Annotated in this window: 20 protein-coding genes and 3 pseudogenes; 15 read left to right on the top strand and 8 right to left on the bottom strand. The window is 68.9% G+C overall.

The annotated features are described in order from the left end of the window. Positions 1-435: 435 nt before the first annotated feature. The 5 genes and pseudogenes from BZY54_RS13875 (at position 436) to BZY54_RS13890 (ending at position 1,914) form a co-directional block, all read left to right on the top strand. Entirely contained in the window at positions 436-723 is a 288-nt protein-coding gene (locus BZY54_RS13875) for a transposase (RefSeq protein WP_086725490.1), read from the top strand. Next, positions 720-941 carry an IS3 family transposase gene (locus BZY54_RS50265; RefSeq protein ID WP_143668052.1) on the top strand — a complete coding sequence of 74 codons (222 nt, stop codon included), beginning with the start codon at positions 720-722 and terminating at the stop codon, positions 939-941. The genes BZY54_RS13875 and BZY54_RS50265 overlap by 4 nt, the downstream gene beginning before the upstream one ends. A 57-nt stretch (positions 942-998) precedes the next feature. Further along, positions 999-1,217, top strand: a pseudogene (locus BZY54_RS55390) (IS701 family transposase); the annotation flags it as partial. Positions 1,218-1,240: 23 nt separating this feature from the next. Next, complete coding sequence (locus tag BZY54_RS13885; RefSeq protein WP_086725491.1) at positions 1,241-1,729, top strand: DDE-type integrase/transposase/recombinase; 489 nt, start codon at positions 1,241-1,243, stop codon at positions 1,727-1,729. Beyond that, positions 1,693-1,914 (top strand): integrase core domain-containing protein, encoded by a 222-nt coding sequence (locus BZY54_RS13890; RefSeq protein WP_086725492.1) that lies wholly within the window; start codon positions 1,693-1,695, stop codon positions 1,912-1,914. The genes BZY54_RS13885 and BZY54_RS13890 overlap by 37 nt, the downstream gene beginning before the upstream one ends. Before the next feature lie 902 nt (positions 1,915-2,816). Here BZY54_RS13890 and BZY54_RS13895 read toward each other — a convergent pair. After that, positions 2,817-3,149, bottom strand: a complete 333-nt coding sequence (locus tag BZY54_RS13895; protein WP_086725493.1) for a DUF952 domain-containing protein — start codon at positions 3,147-3,149, stop codon at positions 2,817-2,819. A gap of 475 nt (positions 3,150-3,624) precedes the next feature. On the opposite strand from BZY54_RS13895, the gene BZY54_RS13900 reads away from it, so the two are divergent. Further along, positions 3,625-4,845, top strand: coding sequence for an FG-GAP-like repeat-containing protein (locus tag BZY54_RS13900; RefSeq protein ID WP_086725494.1), 1,221 nt, complete (start codon positions 3,625-3,627; stop codon positions 4,843-4,845). 572 nt (positions 4,846-5,417) lie between these two features. Then, on the top strand, positions 5,418-5,570 hold the full coding sequence (locus BZY54_RS13905; RefSeq protein WP_244217150.1) for a hypothetical protein: 153 nt from the start codon (positions 5,418-5,420) through the stop codon (positions 5,568-5,570). A 673-nt stretch (positions 5,571-6,243) separates the two neighbouring features. On the opposite strand, the gene BZY54_RS13910 is transcribed toward BZY54_RS13905, so the two are convergent. The 4 genes from BZY54_RS13910 to BZY54_RS13925 form a co-directional block, all read right to left on the bottom strand. Then, a complete protein-coding gene (locus BZY54_RS13910) occupies positions 6,244-6,501 on the bottom strand; it encodes a hypothetical protein (RefSeq protein ID WP_086725495.1) in 258 nt (85 codons plus the stop codon). Positions 6,502-6,607: 106 nt separating this feature from the next. Then, positions 6,608-7,381: an SDR family NAD(P)-dependent oxidoreductase gene (locus BZY54_RS13915; RefSeq protein ID WP_086725496.1), complete on the bottom strand. Its 774-nt coding sequence runs from the start codon at positions 7,379-7,381 to the stop codon at positions 6,608-6,610. A 149-nt stretch (positions 7,382-7,530) separates the two neighbouring features. Next, entirely contained in the window at positions 7,531-8,289 is a 759-nt protein-coding gene (locus BZY54_RS13920; RefSeq protein WP_086725497.1) for an SDR family NAD(P)-dependent oxidoreductase, read from the bottom strand. A gap of 117 nt (positions 8,290-8,406) precedes the next feature. Beyond that, positions 8,407-8,673 (bottom strand): Atu4866 domain-containing protein, encoded by a 267-nt coding sequence (locus BZY54_RS13925; RefSeq protein ID WP_086725498.1) that lies wholly within the window; start codon positions 8,671-8,673, stop codon positions 8,407-8,409. Between the two features lie 139 nt (positions 8,674-8,812). Between BZY54_RS13925 and BZY54_RS13930 the strand changes: the two genes are divergently transcribed. The 4 genes and pseudogenes from BZY54_RS13930 to ku all read left to right on the top strand — a co-directional run bounded on the left by BZY54_RS13930 (position 8,813) and on the right by ku (position 12,185). Next, on the top strand, positions 8,813-9,661 hold the full coding sequence (locus BZY54_RS13930) for a helix-turn-helix transcriptional regulator (protein ID WP_086725499.1): 849 nt from the start codon (positions 8,813-8,815) through the stop codon (positions 9,659-9,661). Between the two features lie 166 nt (positions 9,662-9,827). After that, positions 9,828-10,004: pseudogene (locus BZY54_RS55395) on the top strand (zinc finger domain-containing protein); the annotation flags it as partial. A gap of 31 nt (positions 10,005-10,035) precedes the next feature. Next, positions 10,036-10,797, top strand: coding sequence for a recombinase family protein (locus BZY54_RS13935; protein WP_244217151.1), 762 nt, complete (start codon positions 10,036-10,038; stop codon positions 10,795-10,797). 470 nt (positions 10,798-11,267) lie between these two features. Continuing rightward, complete coding sequence (gene ku, locus BZY54_RS13940) at positions 11,268-12,185, top strand: non-homologous end joining protein Ku (RefSeq protein WP_086725500.1); 918 nt, start codon at positions 11,268-11,270, stop codon at positions 12,183-12,185. A 153-nt stretch (positions 12,186-12,338) separates the two neighbouring features. Here ku and BZY54_RS13945 read toward each other — a convergent pair whose 3' ends face one another. Then, entirely contained in the window at positions 12,339-12,617 is a 279-nt protein-coding gene (locus tag BZY54_RS13945) for a hypothetical protein (protein WP_086725501.1), read from the bottom strand. Between the two features lie 497 nt (positions 12,618-13,114). Then, positions 13,115-13,813 (bottom strand): SDR family NAD(P)-dependent oxidoreductase, encoded by a 699-nt coding sequence (locus BZY54_RS13950; RefSeq protein WP_086725502.1) that lies wholly within the window; start codon positions 13,811-13,813, stop codon positions 13,115-13,117. Between the two features lie 111 nt (positions 13,814-13,924). Here BZY54_RS13950 and BZY54_RS13955 point away from each other — a divergent pair, with 111 nt between their 5' ends. Both BZY54_RS13955 and BZY54_RS13960 read left to right on the top strand, forming a co-directional pair. Then, positions 13,925-14,800 carry a helix-turn-helix transcriptional regulator gene (locus BZY54_RS13955; RefSeq protein WP_086725516.1) on the top strand — a complete coding sequence of 292 codons (876 nt, stop codon included), beginning with the start codon at positions 13,925-13,927 and terminating at the stop codon, positions 14,798-14,800. After that, the gene (locus tag BZY54_RS13960; protein ID WP_086725503.1) at positions 14,797-15,459 is read left to right on the top strand and encodes an NADPH-dependent F420 reductase; all 663 of its coding nucleotides are present in this window, start codon (positions 14,797-14,799) and stop codon (positions 15,457-15,459) included. Before BZY54_RS13955 ends, BZY54_RS13960 begins: the two co-directional genes overlap by 4 nt. Positions 15,460-15,646: 187 nt before the next feature. On the opposite strand, the pseudogene BZY54_RS13965 reads toward BZY54_RS13960, so the two are convergent. Further along, positions 15,647-16,531 (bottom strand): annotated as a pseudogene (locus BZY54_RS13965) (integrase core domain-containing protein). Here BZY54_RS13965 and BZY54_RS53180 point away from each other — a divergent pair. Continuing rightward, positions 16,448-16,861 (top strand): hypothetical protein, encoded by a 414-nt coding sequence (locus BZY54_RS53180; protein WP_244217154.1) that lies wholly within the window; start codon positions 16,448-16,450, stop codon positions 16,859-16,861. The pseudogene BZY54_RS13965 and the gene BZY54_RS53180 sit on opposite strands and share 84 nt — an antisense overlap. Continuing rightward, positions 16,858-17,217: a hypothetical protein gene (locus BZY54_RS52205; RefSeq protein WP_208640644.1), complete on the top strand. Its 360-nt coding sequence runs from the start codon at positions 16,858-16,860 to the stop codon at positions 17,215-17,217. Before BZY54_RS53180 ends, BZY54_RS52205 begins: the two co-directional genes overlap by 4 nt. Positions 17,218-17,469: the final 252 nt, after the last annotated feature.

Raw genomic sequence — 17,469 nt, forward strand, 5'->3', positions numbered from 1 at the left:
ACCTACCTGCGCCAGGGCACGGTGCTGCCGAAGCTCCGGAAGGAGGGCAGGCGGGTCGTACGCACTCGCCGCGCGCCGTCGGCCTGCCACCTTTAGCGGCGTGACGTCGACGTCTGTCTCCACGCCCAGCAGTACGAACGGATCGGATGCACCGTCACCGATGTGGCGGACGCAGAATCGGTTGACCGTCTCGCCGAGGAGACCATGAGGGGCCTTTGGGCAGGTCCACGTCGTCTGCAACAACGCGGGGGTCGGCGCTGCACAAGCGCGAGTCTAGGAGATCCCGGTCGAGCAGTGGCGCTGGACGATGGAGATCAACTCGCCACCAGGGGGATGCCCTTGGGGGTGGTATGCCCCGGGGTCGATGGGGTCGGGCTGCTGGACAATTGACTACCCGTCGGCCTTCGGAGGGCGGCCCGTCATGCCCGCAGCTATCTGCCCGAGTTCCGCCGCTGTGTCCTCGATTTGGTCGCCTCCGGCCGGAAGATTGCCGAGGTGGCCACGCTCCTCGGGATCAGCGAGCAGACCAGCTATGTCTGGCGCCGCCAGTATCTGATCGACACCGGGCAGATGCCCGGTGTCCCAAGCCATGAGCAGTCCGAACTGGCCGCAGTACGCAAGCGGATCGCAGAGCTCGAGGCGGAGCTGGCCGTCCACCGGCGCGCATCCGAACTGCTCGGAGAGACCACCTCCCCAAAAGGCGGTTCGAGGCTATCCGAGTGATGGCTGGCGAGGGGCATTCGGTACAGCGGGCCTGCCGAGCGCTGCACGTGGCGGAGTCGGGCTACTACGCCTGGCGCGACCGGCCACCCTCGGCCCGCACGGTGCGGCACGCCTGGCTGACCGAAGCCATCGTCGGCATCCACACCGCCTCCCGCGGCACCTACGGCTTCCGCCGGATCCATGCCGAACTGGAACTCGGATTACCGGTAGTCCGTTGAATCCGGTGGTGGTGTGGGTTGACGACAAATCGGGTTGGTCGTAGGCCGGTGGTAGGGTTCGCCCCACCCGGACCCCTGGATGCCACCGCACCGGACCCCTGCCCCGACGACGGGCCAGAGAGGGGGTCCAGCCATACCCCACCAGCCCCAACCGCACTGCTGGCCCAAGGCGTTACGGCCCATCCGCTCCTGGCTCACCCCCGCCATCACCCTCACCCGGTGGTGGCGAGCCTGGACGGACATGGACCCGCCCTCCGAGCTCCAAGCCCTGATTGACGCAGTCACCACCGGACACGGCATTGATCTCTACCGCCGCATTCAACGAACTACCGGTAGGTATCCGCGTCAGCCACGGCACCGTAGAGCTGCTGATGCAGCGGGCCGGCCCGCAGGGCCTGCCCGGCAGCCGTCGCCCCCACCGCATACGGCACACGCCCTCGGCCACGGACCTGGTGGAACGCAACTTCACCCGGCACGCCCGCGACCAGCTGTGGGTCACCGACATCACTGAACACCCCACGACGGAAGACAAGGTGTACTGCGCGGTGGTCCTCGACACCTTCTCTCGTAGGATGGTGGGCTGGTCCATCGACGCCTCGCCCACCGCGGCCCCGACCACCAACGCGCTGAGCATGGCCATCGGCAACCGCCGCCCGCAGCCGGGCGGCACGATCATCCACTGGTTGAACCTGCTCAGTTCAGCTCCTGGGCCTTCACCGAACGCGCCCGGGCCACCGGCCTGCTGCCCTCCATGGGATCCATCGGGGACTGCGTGGACAACGCGATGATGGAGTCCTTCTGGGCACGGGTCCAGGTCGAACTGCTCGACCGGAAGCGGTGGCGCACCCGGCTGGAGTTGTCCACCGCGCTCTTCGAGTACCTGGAGATCTTCCACAACCGACAGCGCAGGCACTCCGCTCTGGGTATGCTCAGCCCAGTGGAGTACGAACTGCGTGCAGCACCTGTAGCGTGAAAGCAGGTATCCCGACTCCGCGTAGAAGAACTGATCTGCGCCGGGAGGCAAGCCGGTCGCACGCTCCTGCGCCGCCGTGGATGAAGACTCGGTGATCAGCACGTTGACTGACGACCAAGCCCTCGTGCTGTCTGGCTGGCTCGACAGCGGATCAGCGGCGCCGACGAGACGGACGACGTTGGCAGAGGCCGACCGGGGTGGCCAAACTCAGCCAGCACCCGGCGGGTCTGCTTCTGTTGGTGCGCCACGGCCTACGGTCAACGACCAACGCACGGCTGAGGACGCCTCGACGGACACGGCTCCACTGCGCTCCACCCCGGACAGGGCCACCTCGTGGGAGACGGTACTGACCTGGTCAGCGCCGCATTCCACGGGGAAGGAGACGTGCACAGGCGGCACCGTCACCGTGATCTTCCCCTCGCCCTGGCAGCCCACCGCGATGGTGAGGGAGTCACCTTTCCTGCCCTTGCTGTAGGGAATCCTGGCGTTCCCTGTGGTCACCTTCTGGCGGCCGGCGAGAATTGCGCCAGGGTCCAACTCCGGCGGCTTCAGCAGAGAGGGCTGCGCGGTGCCGGATACGGTGCCAGCCGTTGCCGGGACCGGCGTCGTGGAGCCTTGAGGCCGCGTGGGCTGTTCGGCGTCCGAATGATCCGTCGTGCACGCGGCGACGGACAGGAGTACCGCGGCGCACGCGAGGCCCACCAGTGCACGGGTTCGGCAAGACATATCAGCTCTCCGAGACAGCCCATCCGACGTAATGCGGCGTGTGGATGATGACCTTGCCTTCGCTGTCCGGTAGGGCGCAGCTGTCGAGATCATGTCAGCGCTCTTTGTGAACCACCAGACTTCCGGCCCCTCGGTCATCACCAACACCAAGCGGCGGCGCACCTCTCCCTGTTCGCTCACCCCCAGGGCTCGACGCCTACCACGGCCTCGACCGGCACTGCCCCGTACACGTGCGGGAACTCCTCGCCGTTCGGCGGCATGGCCTCGTACCTCAGCGGGACATCGAGCCGGGCCGGGTCCACGACCAGCACCACCAACTCGTCGGGGCCCTCGTAGTCGCCGTAGAGGAAGGCCGCGATACGCCGGAGCTGGTCGCGGGTGGAGAAGTGGACGAACCCCTCCTGTTGGAGCGTGCGACCGCGGGTGGACATCTCGTAGGTGCCGGACTCACGGGCCGTCTGCCATAGAGAGCGCTCGGTGATGTGCACGATGTGCTGAGGCTTCTGCATGCGGCCACGCTACGGGCCCGGCCCTGCCGCGCGCATTTGTAAATTGCGTTGGTCCGGCAGGCTGAGGGACCGAGTGACGGTCGACGCATAGGCGGTGCGGGTACGGTCGTGCCTCCGCGCGCCGACAAACGCTAGGACGGGCCGACGAACGTACCCGTCAACTGGGTAGGAGCGGGACACGTATGCTTGGAAGCCCGTCTCAATTTCCGTCTCACTCACCATCGTTCGGAGCCGACCGCGACGGTACGCCGAGGTTGGTCAACTTCGGTCGGTGGTCTGGCATGCACGCAGGTGAACGACCTCGGGCATCCCGCAGCAGCCCCCAACAGTCGCCGATCCGCTGGCGCTGGGTCAGGATCTCCTGCGGGCCGGGGGAAAGAGGGAGAGCGGCCGCCCGGTCGGCACCGCGTTAAGGTGCCGGTGTGCGTCGGCGGACCAAGCTGCCGACGCACCCTTGGGGAGGGGCAAACCGCATATGGGGAACCGTTTCACTCGGAGCCTGGCGACACTGACCGGTCTCGCACTCACCGGTGCCGGACTGCTCACCGTGACCGCCACTCCGGCCGCCGCTAGCGCTTACGACTGCCCGGCAGGTTACTGGTGCGGCTGGTCGGGCCAGAGCGCGACGGGGCAGATGTACAAGACGAACAAGAACGTCGCGGACCTGGGCAGCTGGGACAACAAGATCCACTCGTACGTCAACCGCACGAAGTCGATCGCCTGTGTCTACGAGAACAAGAACTACAACTACGCGGGGGGCTACTGGTCAGCCGACCCCGCGGACGCCGGCGAATACATCTCGTATCCGACCGCCACGGCCAGCTCGGTAAAGTTCGTGCGCACCGAGCGGGAGTGCGTCGGGCAGGCCTACCCGTGGTGGGACTCCCAGACCTCCCCCAAGGCGTTGGGCTTCGGGGACATGAACGGCGACCGCAGGGCCGACATGCTCGTCCGGGACAAGGCCGGGCGGCTGTGGTTCACACCCGGCGACGGCACGGGCCGGCTGGTGGGCACCGGCGGCTGGAACAGTATGAACGCGCTGACCCGGCACGGCGACTTCAGCCGCGACGGCCGGGAGGATCTGATCGCCCGCGAGGCGTCGACCGGCAAGCTGTGGCTCTACCCCGGCACCGGCACCGGCTCCCTCGGCAGCCGCAAGCTGATCGGCACGGGCGGCTGGAACGGCATGAGCAACATCACCGCCGTCGGCGACCTCACCGGCGACGGCCGCTCGGACCTGATCGCGGTCGAGAAGTCCACCGGCAAGCTGTACCTGTACCCGGGCACCTCCACCGGCACCCTGGGCTCGCGCAAGCTCATCGGCACCGGCGGCTGGAACTCCATGAACGCGCTCGCCGGCGTGGGCGACATGGACGGCGACGGCCGGCCCGACGTCTACGCCCGGGAGGCGTCCACCGGCAAGCTGTGGCTCTACCCGGGCCGTTCCGCCACCCTCGGCGGGCGCGTCCTGGCCGGCACGGGCGGATGGAACGCGATGGCGCAGCTCATCGCGGTCGGCGACTTCTCCGGCGACGGGCGTCCCGACCTGGCGGCCGTGACCAACGACAAGTACGTGATCGACGGCTACGCGGGCAACCTCGGCTGGCTGGTCACCTACCGGGGGCGGGGCAACGGCCTGCTCGCGGCCGGTGAGCGGACCGACGGCGAGTGGTGGGGCCTGAACGGCGCCTGCTGACATCCGGCACACGCTTCTCGTCCATCCGGACGGCGGGAGCAGACCTTGGCGTTCTTCGTGCTCTGCCCGCACGCGTTCTCTTCACCGGGTGGGGCCACAGGCGCCGTCGGACGGCGACACCAGTCGAGCTGTGCGCTGTGCCCGACCTGCCAGGCCCAGCGCCGCCAGGCCGCCGAGAAGGCCAAGTGGCCGGGCTGGTTGCTGTGTGAACCAGCCCGGCCAGTTGCCGTTTAAGTCGGTCAGGTAACGTCCCAGGCGTTGATGCAGATGTCCGGCTGTTGCAGGATTTGCTGTGCTTCCTGGGGCGTCATCGGCTGATCCGGCCATTGCTGGACGGGCACCGGATCCGTCCCGACCTTTCCCCTGCCGACGTCCCACGCTTCAGAGGTGACGCGGACAGCTGAGGGATGGGCGTGCGGCCTCCAGGCGCCCTCCCTCAGAAGATCACGCGCAGACCGCGGCCGTGACCGGGTAGCGGCGGACTGCGGGTGGCCTGAAGCCCCACCGCGCAGGAGCAGCCGTTGGTCCGCAAGTGAGGCCGCAGCCCTCCCCAAGCAGCCGGGGCCGCCGCCGTGCGCGTCACCAAACGCCTGTTCCACGCCTACAGAGTCGCGACGCGCCTGGCCGACATCACCGGCCTCTACCTCGAGTTGATGGCCTCCGCCCTCGCCGCACCCGAGTACCGGCCCGCCCAGGACGTTCGGCGCATCGGACAGCTGATCTGAACGGTGACGGGTTCGGTCTCGTGGCTGCCTGAGGCCTTCGCCGGCCCCTGGGCCCCCGCTTCCGCGGCACCGACCGGCGCGGGCGGGAAGCGGTGCGTGTAGCTGGGTCTGCGCCGGACGGCAGTGCAGAACGCGCGGCTTCGACGAGTGCAACGGCCAACGGCGTCGGGCCGCCGACCGCTGCGACGGTGAGGGCCGCAGAAAAGGCAAGGGCGGCGAAGATGTACGGCGCCCATGCCAGTGCGGCACTCGTGGGCCGGAGTTTCCCTCTGCGATCTGGTGTGTCAGGGTTGGTCACCTTGCTGGGCTCCTTGTCCTTGTACCGGAACGAGCCTGGTGGCCTGGCGGGGAGGCACGGCTGTTGCTTGGCCGCTCTGACCGAGCTTCCCCGCCTTTCCAGGTCGTTGGCGACACAAGGTACTGGGCTGAACGCCCCTTTGCTGCAGGTCAGTTGCCCTGTCCATTGCCCCAGACCCCGTCCAGAGGGGACCCAGGGGAACGACCGCCGAAAGTTGGGTTACCTTCTGTTCCAAGGTCTGCCCTCACGCGGACTTTGAAGGAAACGCGCAGGTCAGTGGCATGCGCCGCTGTTTACTCTGGGCTCGCGTCTGCCCACGAGCGAGCGATGAGCATCACGAAGCCTTTTTTGGCATGTGGTGCCCTGCTCGTCCATTCACGCGGCTGTGGAGCGGGCCGGCGGGTGCTCGATGGTCCAACGCCGTTCGATGTTGAGGTGGGGCGGGAAGACCGGGTACTCGATGATGTACTGCGGCGCGTCGTGCGTCTGGCCCTCCCACGGTTTGGGCTGGCCGGGCCCGGACGGCGACCAGTGCACCCAAGGGTCGTGCTGCGGGTGGTGGACGACGAACTGGTCAGCCACGTCGTAGGCGACCTGCAGGAGTGCCATGCCGACGGCGCCCTTCGCGTGCATCAGATGGTCGACCTGCTTTCGCGGATCTGTTACAGCATCCGGTGGAAGTGCCGACGACCAGGGCCTGCGGGCCGTGGTCGCCAGATATGTGCTGTCTGATGCGTCGCTAAATTGCGGTGAAACCGCCGTCAGCGGCGACCACGGCTCCCGTGACGAAACTGGAGCGGGGCGAGACGAGGAAGCACAGGACCTCGGCGATCTCCTCGGGCTGCGCCACACGTCCCAGGGGCTGCGCGGCGGCGAAGGACGCCAGGTAGGCGCGGCTGTCGAGGCGGATCGTGTCGAGGAAGTCCGTCTCGATGACGCCCGCGGCCACGAGGTTGGCGCGGATGCCCAGCGGGCCGCCCTCGACGGCGAGCACCTTAGTCAGTTGGGCCAGAGCGCCCTTCGACGCACTGTAGGAGGCGCCTTCGGGCAGGGCGACGGTAGAGGCGTACGAGCCGGTGCTGACGATGGCGCCGCCGCGGTTCTTCATGGCCCGGAAGGCTTCGCGGGCGCAGAAGAAGGAGCCGCGGGCGTTGACCGCCATCACGGTGTCCCAGTCCTCGGCCGTGGTTTCGGTGACGGGTTTGTTCTGGGTGCGCCCGGCATTGTTCACGAGGATGTCCAGTCCGCCGAAGGCGTCCAGGGTCGTTGCCACCGCGCTGTGGGCGGTCTCCTCCTGGGTGATGTCACCGTTTGTCGCGACGACGCCGGGAAACTCTCCCGCCAGGTTCGTGACATCGGGGCGGAGGTCGAGGGCGACGACGCGGGCGCCGCGGGCGTGGAGGAGCGCCACGGTCTCCCGGCCCACCCCTCGCGCGGCTCCAGTGACGAGGGCGATCTTCCCAGCGAACTCGGTGGATTCGGATGTTGCGGCGGATGCGGTTGCAGGTGTCATGGTGCGGTCCCTGGAGAAGGTGAGTGTGAGTGCAGGCGCCGGTGCAGGGCATCTGAAGTGCTATGCAGTGGTGCGGTGCGCGGACCGGGTGGGCCGCGCAGTTGATGCATTCACGGCAGGCCCACATGGACGTCGTACGGCTGGGTTGTTCAGTGCGCGGTGAGCCCGCCGTCGACCACCAGCTCCGCGCCGGTGACGAACGAGGAGTCGTCGCAGGCCAGGAAGAGGATCGCGGGTGCGATCTCGTCGGCGCGGCCGGCTCGGCGCATGGGGGTGCGTTGGATGTCCGGCTGCTGGTCGCGTTGGTCGTCCAGGAGGTCCTGGATCATCGGCGTGGCGATCACCCCGGGATGCACCGAGTTGATCCGTACTCCCTGCCGGGCGTACTCGACTGCGGCGGTCTTGCTCAACAGGCGCACGGCCCCCTTGGACGCCTGGTAGGCCGCGGCCGCACCGCTTCCCACCAGGCCGAGTACTGACGACGTATTGATCACCGACGCGTTGCCGCTCGCGCGCAGGAGCGGCATCGCCGCCTTCATGCCGAGCCATGTGCCTTTCTGATTCACGTCGATGACGCGGTCCCACGTCTCTTCCCGCGTGTCCTCGATACCTGGCCAGTCCAGGATGCCGGCGAGGTTCACGAGCACGTCCAGCGTTCCGAACCGGTCGCGTACGACGGTGATAACTTCGTCCCACTCCCGCGCGGAGGAGACATCGAGGCGGGCAGCGACGACGTCCGCGCCGCGTGCCCCGATCCGGTGGGACAGGTCCCGCAGGGGGCCTTCGGCGATATCGGTGATCACTAGCCGGGCGCCTTCGCGGGCGAAGAGTTCGGCGGTCGCTGTGCCGAGGCCGCCGGTCGCGCCCGTGATCAGCGCGACCTTGCCGTCAAGTCGTTGTCCTGTCATGGATATGGTCCTTGATTCTCGTTGCTGCTGGCTGACTGACTGGCTGCTGTGTCGGGACTTCTTGGTCCGCCGACGCGGATTCGCCCCGGTGCCAGGGCGGCCGTGGCCCGGCCTCCTCTACGACGACTTCTGCTCCCGGTAGAGCACGAGGTGCTCGTGATAGAGCACTCCGTCCCGGATGTCGCCCGTGGCGGTGAACCCGGTGTCGTCGACGTAGTCCAGGTGGCTGCCGGTCACCGTGTACCGACCGGTGTACGCGCTGCGCCGCTCGCCGCGGGCTTCGTCGTAGCGGCCGTCCGGCAGCAGCTCCTGACGGATGTGACCATCCGCGGTCACCCACATCCCGACCACGTCGACGTGGTCGCCCTCAACGGTCCCGGCCATGGCGGACTCCTCTCCTCGAATGGTGTGGTCCTTCCCGCTCCACCGAGTCTGGGCAGGTCAGCGGCCATCAACCAGGACGTGTGCTGCCTGGGTGCGGCACACCCAGGCAGCACACCGGGCCAGCGCCTAGCCTGAACACATGGACGACAACCACCTGGGAGACTTCCTGCGCGCACGCCGCGCCGACCTACGGCCGGAGGACGTAGGCATGGCGAGCTACGGGGCCCGCAGAGTCGCCGGACTGCGACGCGAGGAGGTCGCAGTCCTGGCCGGAGTGAACGCCGACTACTACACCCGCCTGGAACAAGGCCGCGAGCGCAACCCCTCACCCCAGGTGGTCGACGCGCTCAGCCGCGCGCTGCGCCTCGACGCGGACGCCCGCGCGCACGTGTACCGGCTGGCCGGGGCCACGCCGAACGACCAGCCCTCCGTCCACGCCGCCGAGCGGGTCAGCCCTTCGCTGCGACAGCTGATGGACGGCTACCCGAACACTCCGGCGTTCGTCATGAACCGGACCCTGGACCTCCTCGCCGTCAACGCCCTGGCCGATGCCCTCTACGCCCCGTTCGAGCCGGCGGACAACCTGGCCCGCATGACCTTCCTCGACGCCGCGGGCCGCAACTTCTACACGGACTGGGACCGGGCAGCACAGGCCACCGTCGCCAACCTTCGCGAGGCAACCGGATTCGACCCGGACAACCCACGACTGCGCAAACTCGTCCGCACCCTCACTGAGCACAGCGCGGACTTCACCCGCCTCTGGAACGCCCACACCGTGCGCGGCAAGACCCAGGACGCCAAACACTTCCTCCACCCGGACGTCGGCCCCCTCACCCTCACCTACCAGGCCTTCGACGTCCGCGACGCCCCCGGCCAGCAGCTCGTCATCTACCACGCCGAACCAGGCAGCCTCAGTGCACAGTCCCTCAATCTGCTCGGTTCCATCCACGCCACCCGGCGCCGGCCCGCCCTCCGGCCCCACCGTTGATCAGCCGACGGAACATGGAGATAGGGCGGCAATAGTGCCCGGTCGATTTCGCCCCCGCGTGTTTCATAGGTGGTCGCTCATGAAACACCCGGCCGCACGGCCGGTCACCTGTGGCGAGCATGTTTCATGAGTCGTTGCAAAATGCCTGGCCATCTGAAACACCCTCATGAAACAGTCCGGGGTCGTGAGCGACGACTTCAAGCGCGTGGAATCGCACGACTGCTCGATGTCCACCTGCGCCGCCCCCGCGGGCTCCCCATGCCGGACCGGCAAGAACAAGGTGGCCATCCAGTACCACACCGCCCGCTTCCGCCTCGTGCCCCAACTCGCCAGGACCCTTAGCGTGCCGACCCCCCGCCGTACGCAAGCCGGGCTTGGTCTGGACCGAGCTGCCCCGGCCGGTGAGCGCCGGCGCCGAGCCGGTCGGGCACGTCCGACTCGGATACGCCCGCGCCTCGATCGTCCGGCAGCCCCTCGACGCGCAGCTCGACTCCATCGCCGAGGCCGGTGTGATGCGGGTCTTCTCGGAGAAGATCTCCACTCGCGCCACGATGCGCCCTGAGCTGGAGGCCGCCGTGAAGCTCGCCGGGGAGATCCGTTCCTCCGGCGTCGCCGTCACCCCCGTCGTCCACGAACACAAACGACTGGGCCGCGGCATCGAACTCGCCATTCTGGCCGAGGAGCTGAAGGCGAGCGACGTCGGCCTGGAGTTCCTCCCCGGGGAGCTCAAGGGCTCGCACGACCCCTCCGGGATCGTGTTCACGGTGCTCGCCGCGATGTCCGGCATGGAGCGCGAGTACATCCGCGACCGTACCCTCGAAGGCCACGAATCCGCCGCAAGCGTGGCAAGACCATCGGCGGCGCGGGCGTCACCGACGCGGCATGCGACGCGACCTGCACGCCCTCGCATTCCTCGGAATCGACCCCAGCCAGTTTGCCCCGGCACCAGCCGGGCCGCTCCGCACGACCGGCTACCGGGCACGCATCTACCCGCACTCGAAGTCCCGAGCACCCTGTCCCTCCTGCGCAGAGCCGGCCGTTGCGACCGGATCGTCGACGTACCCGGCCTCGGTCCCCGATGGCACGACTCCTGCCGCAACTGCATGATCGCCGGATTCAAGCTGGAGCGGCCCTAACTTGATCAGCGTGCACCCCGAGCGCTACCACCTCACGCTGACCGCGGCGGCCGACTGGTGCGGCAGGGCTGGGACGACCGCGGCGCCGACTATGCCTGCGAGCGCCTGCTGAAGATCGCCGAGATCTACGCGCTCGCGCATGGCACGAAGCCGTAGCCGTAGCCGCCTGGCGGGTTGCGAGCCCGGTCGAGTGCCCGCCCTCGTTGAGGTGCGGGCGCTCCTGCGTTTCTGGGAGCCGGGATGGCTCCAAGGCAAGGGCGTTACGTACCCGTGCGTTCGGACTCAGATGCACCAAAAGAGTGACCCGCAGCCAGGAAAGGCCATCGGTTCCCACCGCTGCACGACGCGTGCAGCCGGCAGCGGGTGGAAGCTGAAGGCGCCCTCGCACCCACCCGTGAAGCCTTCGGGATGCCCCTGACCTGTGGCATTCGTAGGCTGGTCGTGCTCGGGGCCTGTCACGGAGGTTTTCCATGCCCCGAACCATCTGGAGCGGCGCGATCAGCTTCGGGCTCGTTACCGTCCCGTGCCATGTCCAATCCGCAACCGAGGACCACTCGGTGCGCTTCCACCAGTACCACCTCGCCGACATGGGCCGGATCCGCTACCGCAAGGTATGCGAGCTGGAGGACCGCGTGGTCTCCGAGGGCGAGATCGGCAAAGGCTACGAGCTGACCAAGACGCAGATCATCCCGATCAGCGACGCCGAGCTGTCCAACCTGCCGCTGCCTACGGCGAAGGCCATCCAGATCGACGCTTTCATACCGCTCGCCAGCATCGACCCGATCCGTATCGGCGAAGGCTACTACCTCGCCCCCGACGGGCAGGTCGCTGCGAAGCCGTACAAGCTGCTCCGGCAGGCGTTGGGCAGATCGTCCCGGGTGGCCGTCGCGAAATGGGCGTGGCACGGGCGTGAGCGGCTGGGGATCCTGCGGGTGAAGGACGACGTGCTGGTGCTGCACCTGATGCGCTGGCCCGACGAGATCCGCGACTCCACCGAGCTCGCCCCACCCCCGGCGCAGGTCTCCGACCAGGAGATTGAGGGCGCGCTCGCTCTCATGGACACCATGACCCGCGACGACCTTGAGAGCGAGGAGTTCCGCGACACCTACACGCAGGCCTTGGAGGAGATCATCGAGGCCAAGCGCGAGCACCGGGAGCCGGCCGAGCTGCCGGAGCCGGAGCAGCCAGCGCAAGTGCTGGATCTGATGGCGGCGCTGAACGAGTCCGTGGCCCGCGCCAAGGCGTCCCGCGGTGACACAGGCGAGGCCGAGGTCCACGAGATGCCCCCGCCGAAGAAGGCGGGGACGAAGAAGGAGCCCGCCAAGAAGACGGCGGCGAAGAAGACCGCCGGAAAGAAGACCACTGGCCGTCGGCCGCGGACTGCCTAGCGCCGCCGTGCTACAGCACGCCATCGCCGCCGCAGCCATCGATGAAGCCGAGCTCGGCGTCTGGCCGACAGGCCAGTACAGCGGCCTGCACGACGCCCGCATCGTCCTGGTCAATGAGGAGACCAGGGAGGAGCTGGCCAGCTGGCCGCAGCGTCAGTCTTCGTCCTCCACGTGCCGCGCGGCCTTCTTCACGCCGGCCTCCACCTCGTTCCGCGCCTGGCCCTCCGCCTCGGCGTGTTCGGTGACCGCGGCCTGGACATCGCGGGCGAGGTCACGCCAGGCGCGCCACGCGGTCTCGTACGTCTCGCTCTGCGACTCGGTCCACTCCGCCTGCGCGGGCGGCCCGTACCGGTCGCGTAGCTCAAGGACCCGATTGTGCGCCTGGTCGGCGGCGCGCTGCATCTCCACGAGCTCTTCAAAGATGTGTGCCACGTGCACGGATCCTAAGACGGAAATACGAACGCCCCCGCCTCGACCCGCGAGACGAGAGCGCTCCGGTTGTGGCTACGGCCGCCACTCCACGCGGCAGCCGGGCCTGTCCGCGTACGGCAGCGCAAGCAGGCGCACGGTCCGGGGCCACGATGACCGTCCGCGCAACTTCGGCCTCAGCGCCGCCGCTGACGGCGGCGTGAGGTTGGCGGCCTCTTCAGTGTCCTGGCCGCGCTTGAGCGCCGCGGCCACGGTATGGACGAACGTGGTGAAAGCGGCGGCCACGAGGGTGTGGGTCTGTTCGTCGCGGGGGGCGAGTTGGCCGTCGCGTTGCCGACCAGGCAGCCGCGGTGCCGCCCCGCCTCGTTCTGTGGGCCGGTCAGTGTCGTTGGCTCGTCGAGCAACGCTTTTCGCAGGCCCGGGGGCACGTGTCCTCCGGGGCCCGGGCGCGGGACGCGTCGGTGGGGTCGGCGGGGTGGTCCTGTGCCGTCCGCTGTGTCTCACCATGTGAGGGGGCCGTAGCGGTCGATGATCCGGCCGGTTCCGGCGTCGGGGTCCTCGGTGGCCAGGGTCACGATGGCGTCGGTTCCCTCGGTGACGGTTTGGGTGCCGGTGTGGCCGTTGAGGTCGGTCGCGGTGTGGCCGGGATCGACGGCGTTGAACCGGATGTCGGCGAACGCCTTCGCGTACTGCGTGGTCAGCATCGTGACGGCGGCCTTGGAGGCCGCGTAGGCGGGGGCGATCACCGTCGACTCGACCCGTTCGGGGTCGTGGGTGAGCGTGACGGACCCCAGGCCGCTGGTGACGTTGACGACGGCCGGGGCGGCGGAGGCGCGCAGCAGGGGCAGGAAGGCCGTGGTGACCCGCACGACGCCGGCCGCGTTGGTGTCGAGGACCAGTGCGGCCTGAGCGCCGGTCAGCTCCTCGGCGGTCACGAGGCTGCCGGTGATGCCGGCGTTGTTGATCAGGACGTCGATCCGGCCCTCGTGGGCCGCGGTGTCGGCTGCCGCGGCCGCGACCGAGGCGTCGTCGGTGACGTCGATCCGGACGAAGCGGGCACCGATTTCGGCGGCCGCGCGGCGGCCCCGGTCGGTGTCGCGGGCACCGAGGAGCACGGTGTGGCCGAGTGCGGTGAGGCGTCGGGCGGTCTCGAAGCCGAGGCCCTTGTTGGCGCCGGTGATGAAAGTGGTCTTGGGCATGCCCCAAGAGTTCGCGGAACGGCCGGGAGCGGCCAGGGAGCGGTTTTCGGTAGGACCAGCAGTACCACCCGGGAGAGCTGGGAGGCGACGTGCCGTACGTAGGGTGAGGTGGTGAACAAGGGACATGCCCATGCCGTCGGCAACCAGTTGGGGGCGACGATTCGGGCCTGGCGGGACCGGCTCTCACCAGGAGCCGTCGGACTGCCGGTGGACAGGACGCGTCGCTCGCCGGGGCTGCGGCGTGAGGAACTCGCCGAGCTGGCCGGTCTCTCGGTCGACTACGTCGTGCGACTCGAGCAGGGCCGGGCCGTCAGCCCCTCCGAACAGGTCGTCGGCTCACTGGCCCGCGCGCTGCGGCTCTCCCGGGACGAGCGGGACCACCTGCATCGGCTCGCCGGGTTCCGTCCGCCGCTGGATCGTCGGGTCGTCGACGAGATCCCGCCGAGCATGCGGCGGCTGCTGATGCTGCTCGAGGCCACTCCGGTCGCGGTCTTCGCCGCGGACTGGACGCTGGTCTGGTGGAACTCCAGGTGGGCGGTGCTGTTCGGCGATCCCACCCGGATCGGGGCGGAGGAGCGCAACCTGGTGCGGCTGCGCTTCCCGGTCGCCTCGGACCGTGGCCGTCTCACGAGCTGGCCGGTGATCCCCGCCAACGCAGAGGCCGCCGACCGGGCCCTCGTGGCGGACCTGCGCCGGGCCGCGGCCCGGTTCCCCGACGATCCGCGCGTGTCCGAGCTGGTGGCCGGCAGGGTCGCCGGCAACCCCCGGTTCGCCGCGTTCTGGGCCGAGGCCGCTGTGGGCCGGCACGGCGAGGACCGCAAGACCATCCGCCACCCCGCCATCGGGGAGGTGAGCGTCGACTGTGACGTCCTGACGGACGGGGACACCGACCTCAAGATCGTCGCCTACACGGCCGTCCCGGGCAGCGAGGACGAGTCCAAGCTCGAGCTCGCCGGCATCATCTCTACTTCAAGGAACGACGCGTGACCACGATCGGCATCATCGGAGCGGGCGAGGTGGGCAGCCAGCTCGCCCGCGCCGCCGGCACCCACGGCTATCACGTCGTCCTGGCCAACTCACGGGGACCGGAGACGCTGAAGCACCTCGTCGACGAACTCGGACCCTCGGCCCGTGCCGCGACGGCGGCCGGCGCCGCCGAGGCGGGCGACTTCGTGATCGTCGCCGTGCCTCTCAAACTGGTCAACGACACGCCCGTGGAGCAGCTCGCCGGCAAGATCGTCCTCGATACGAACAACTACATGCCCTGGCGTGACGGCACCTTCGAAGCCGTCGACTCGGGAAGGAAGACCGTGCACGAGCTACGGCAGGAACAGCTGCCCACCTCGAAGGTCGCCAAGGCGTTCAGCCACATCCAGGCTCCGCGCCTCTTCCTCTCCGCCCGCCCCGCGGGCACTCCCGGCCGGCACGCCCTCTCGGTCTCCAGCGACCACCCCGAGGCGGTGGAGCTCGTCATGCGCCTGTACGACGAGTTCGGGTTCGACACCGTTGACAACAGTCCCCTCAGCGAGTCCTGGCGAAGCGGCCCGGGCCAGCCCGCCTGGCTGGCGCACGCCCACCAGACACGCGAGCAACTCGCCGCCAGCCTGGCCGCCGCGCGCCGGATCCCGTACCCCTTCCGAGGTTGAGCCCGGTGCGGCGACGCCGGCCGCACGGGCTGGGACTGCTGAGGCGGGCCAGTCTCGTCCACCGGCCGGCGGCCGCCTCTCCGTCGTCTGCCGGATGCCGGCCAGGCGGGGGCGTCAGAACTGAGAGGGCGTTTATGCAGGTCAGGCCGTATACGCGGCTCTGCGGGTGCCGAATCATCCGGCCTGGTCAAGCGGCACGTTGGTATTCGTGGAGGGTTCCGCCGAGTCGGTCTCGTCGGCGGACTTCAAGGTGCGTGATCTGCTCTGTCAGGGTGATCGGTTCGGATAGTGGGCGGAGCGGCGCGGCCTGGCCCAGGGTTCGGTGCGGGCGGTGCCTCTCGAACTCGCGGAGCGCGTGCATGAGGTGCCTCTGGTTCCAGATCAAGGTCCTGTCCAGGAGCTCGTAGCGGCAGGTTTGTATCCATCGCTCCATGATGGAGTTCATCCGCGGTACTGGGATGCCCGTGGTGACGGCCTTGAGACCGGCGTCGGCCAGCACTGCGTCGAAGGCCTTCGTGAACTTCGAGTCGCGATCGTGGATCATGAACCTGGCCCTGCTGCCCGTCTCTTCGAGATCCATGATGAGATTGCGGCCGAGTTGCACGACCCATTGTGCGGTGGGGTGCGCGGAGGCGCCGAGGATTCGGATGCGCCGGGTGGAGTGCTCGATGACGGCGAAGACGTACAGGCGGGCCCCGGTCAGGGTTCGGGTCTCGAAGAAGTCGCAGGCGAGCAGGGCGTCGGCTTGGCCGCGCAAGAAGTCGGTCCAGGTCGAGTTCTGTCGTTCGGGCGCGGGTGGGATGCCGTGCTCCTTGACGATCTCCCAGATGGTGGAGGCGGCGACCTTGATGCTCATCACGGCTGCGAGTTCGCCGTGGATTCTGTGCTAGCCCCATGAGGGGTTCTCGTGGGCGAGGCGCAGGACCAGCACGCGGATGGAGCGGATTGTGGGTGGACGCCCGCGTCGCTTGGGCACACAGGTCACGGCATGGCGCCGTTTGAGCAGGGCACGGTGCCAGCGCAGGAGCGTCTCCGGGCGTATCAGGCGGAGCAGGTGCTGCAGCTTGTTCATCGGGAGGTGGTGGAGCAGGCCGGCGAGGACTGCTCGGTCAGTGTCGGTGAACGTGGGCTTGCCGACCTGGCGCTGAAGGACGAGCAGTTGGTGACGGAGGGCAAGGATTTCAATGTCTTTGTTCCGGTTGTTCATCGGCAGCAGACGCAGGAGCGCGAAGGCGTTGGTGGCCGCGACCCGTCCGCCGTTCCTTCACTCTTTCGGCTCAAGATGCTGCGCGACCGGTGTGCGCTTAGCCTCGATGGGAGGGTTTGCGCTGCGGCCGTGGCCACCCGCCTCACGCCTCGGAAACCCGCCCGAGCGGTGGGTGGAAGGAAGGTACTCCCATGAGAGCACAACGCGTCAGGCGGCTGTTCGCGATGTCCGCGGCCGGTGTCCTTCTGGCGGGTGGCGCCGCGATCGGAGCGGCGGGTACGGCCTCGGCGGCCTCGTCCGCCACGACGGCCACCCCGGCCCATGTCGCCACCCATGGCGGCGGTGACTGCGGTCGCGGCGGTTCGTGGGGCGGCGGCTGCGGCGGCGGCTACGACCGCTATGGCAGCGGCTACGGCGGCTTCCTCTACGACGGCATCGGCGGCATCGGCGGCCTCGGTGGTCTCGGCAGCATCGGTGGCCTCGGCGGCCTGGGCGGCATCGGTGGCCTGGGCAGCATCGGCGGTCTCGGCGGGCTGTTCGGCCTGTTCTGACGGCACCCCACGCGGCACGGCCGAGGGCCGCCACCCGGAGAGGTCTCCGGGTGGCGGCCCTCACCGCTCGGCGCGTGAAGGAAGCGACGGGTACCACTGCGTGCACGCCGGACGGCACCACGGCCCGTGCACCGTCACCGTGCTGCGGCGACTCCAGGGCACCCGGTCCGGAACGTGAAAGGGACCCACTGGGCGGCGATGACGGCGGGCCTGGAGCTGCCCTCACGACGCCGCCGGGGATGCCGGATGGAT

Origin of the sequence: Streptomyces carpinensis (assembly GCF_002154505.1) — a bacterium.
Classification (GTDB): domain Bacteria; phylum Actinomycetota; class Actinomycetes; order Streptomycetales; family Streptomycetaceae; genus Streptomyces; species Streptomyces carpinensis.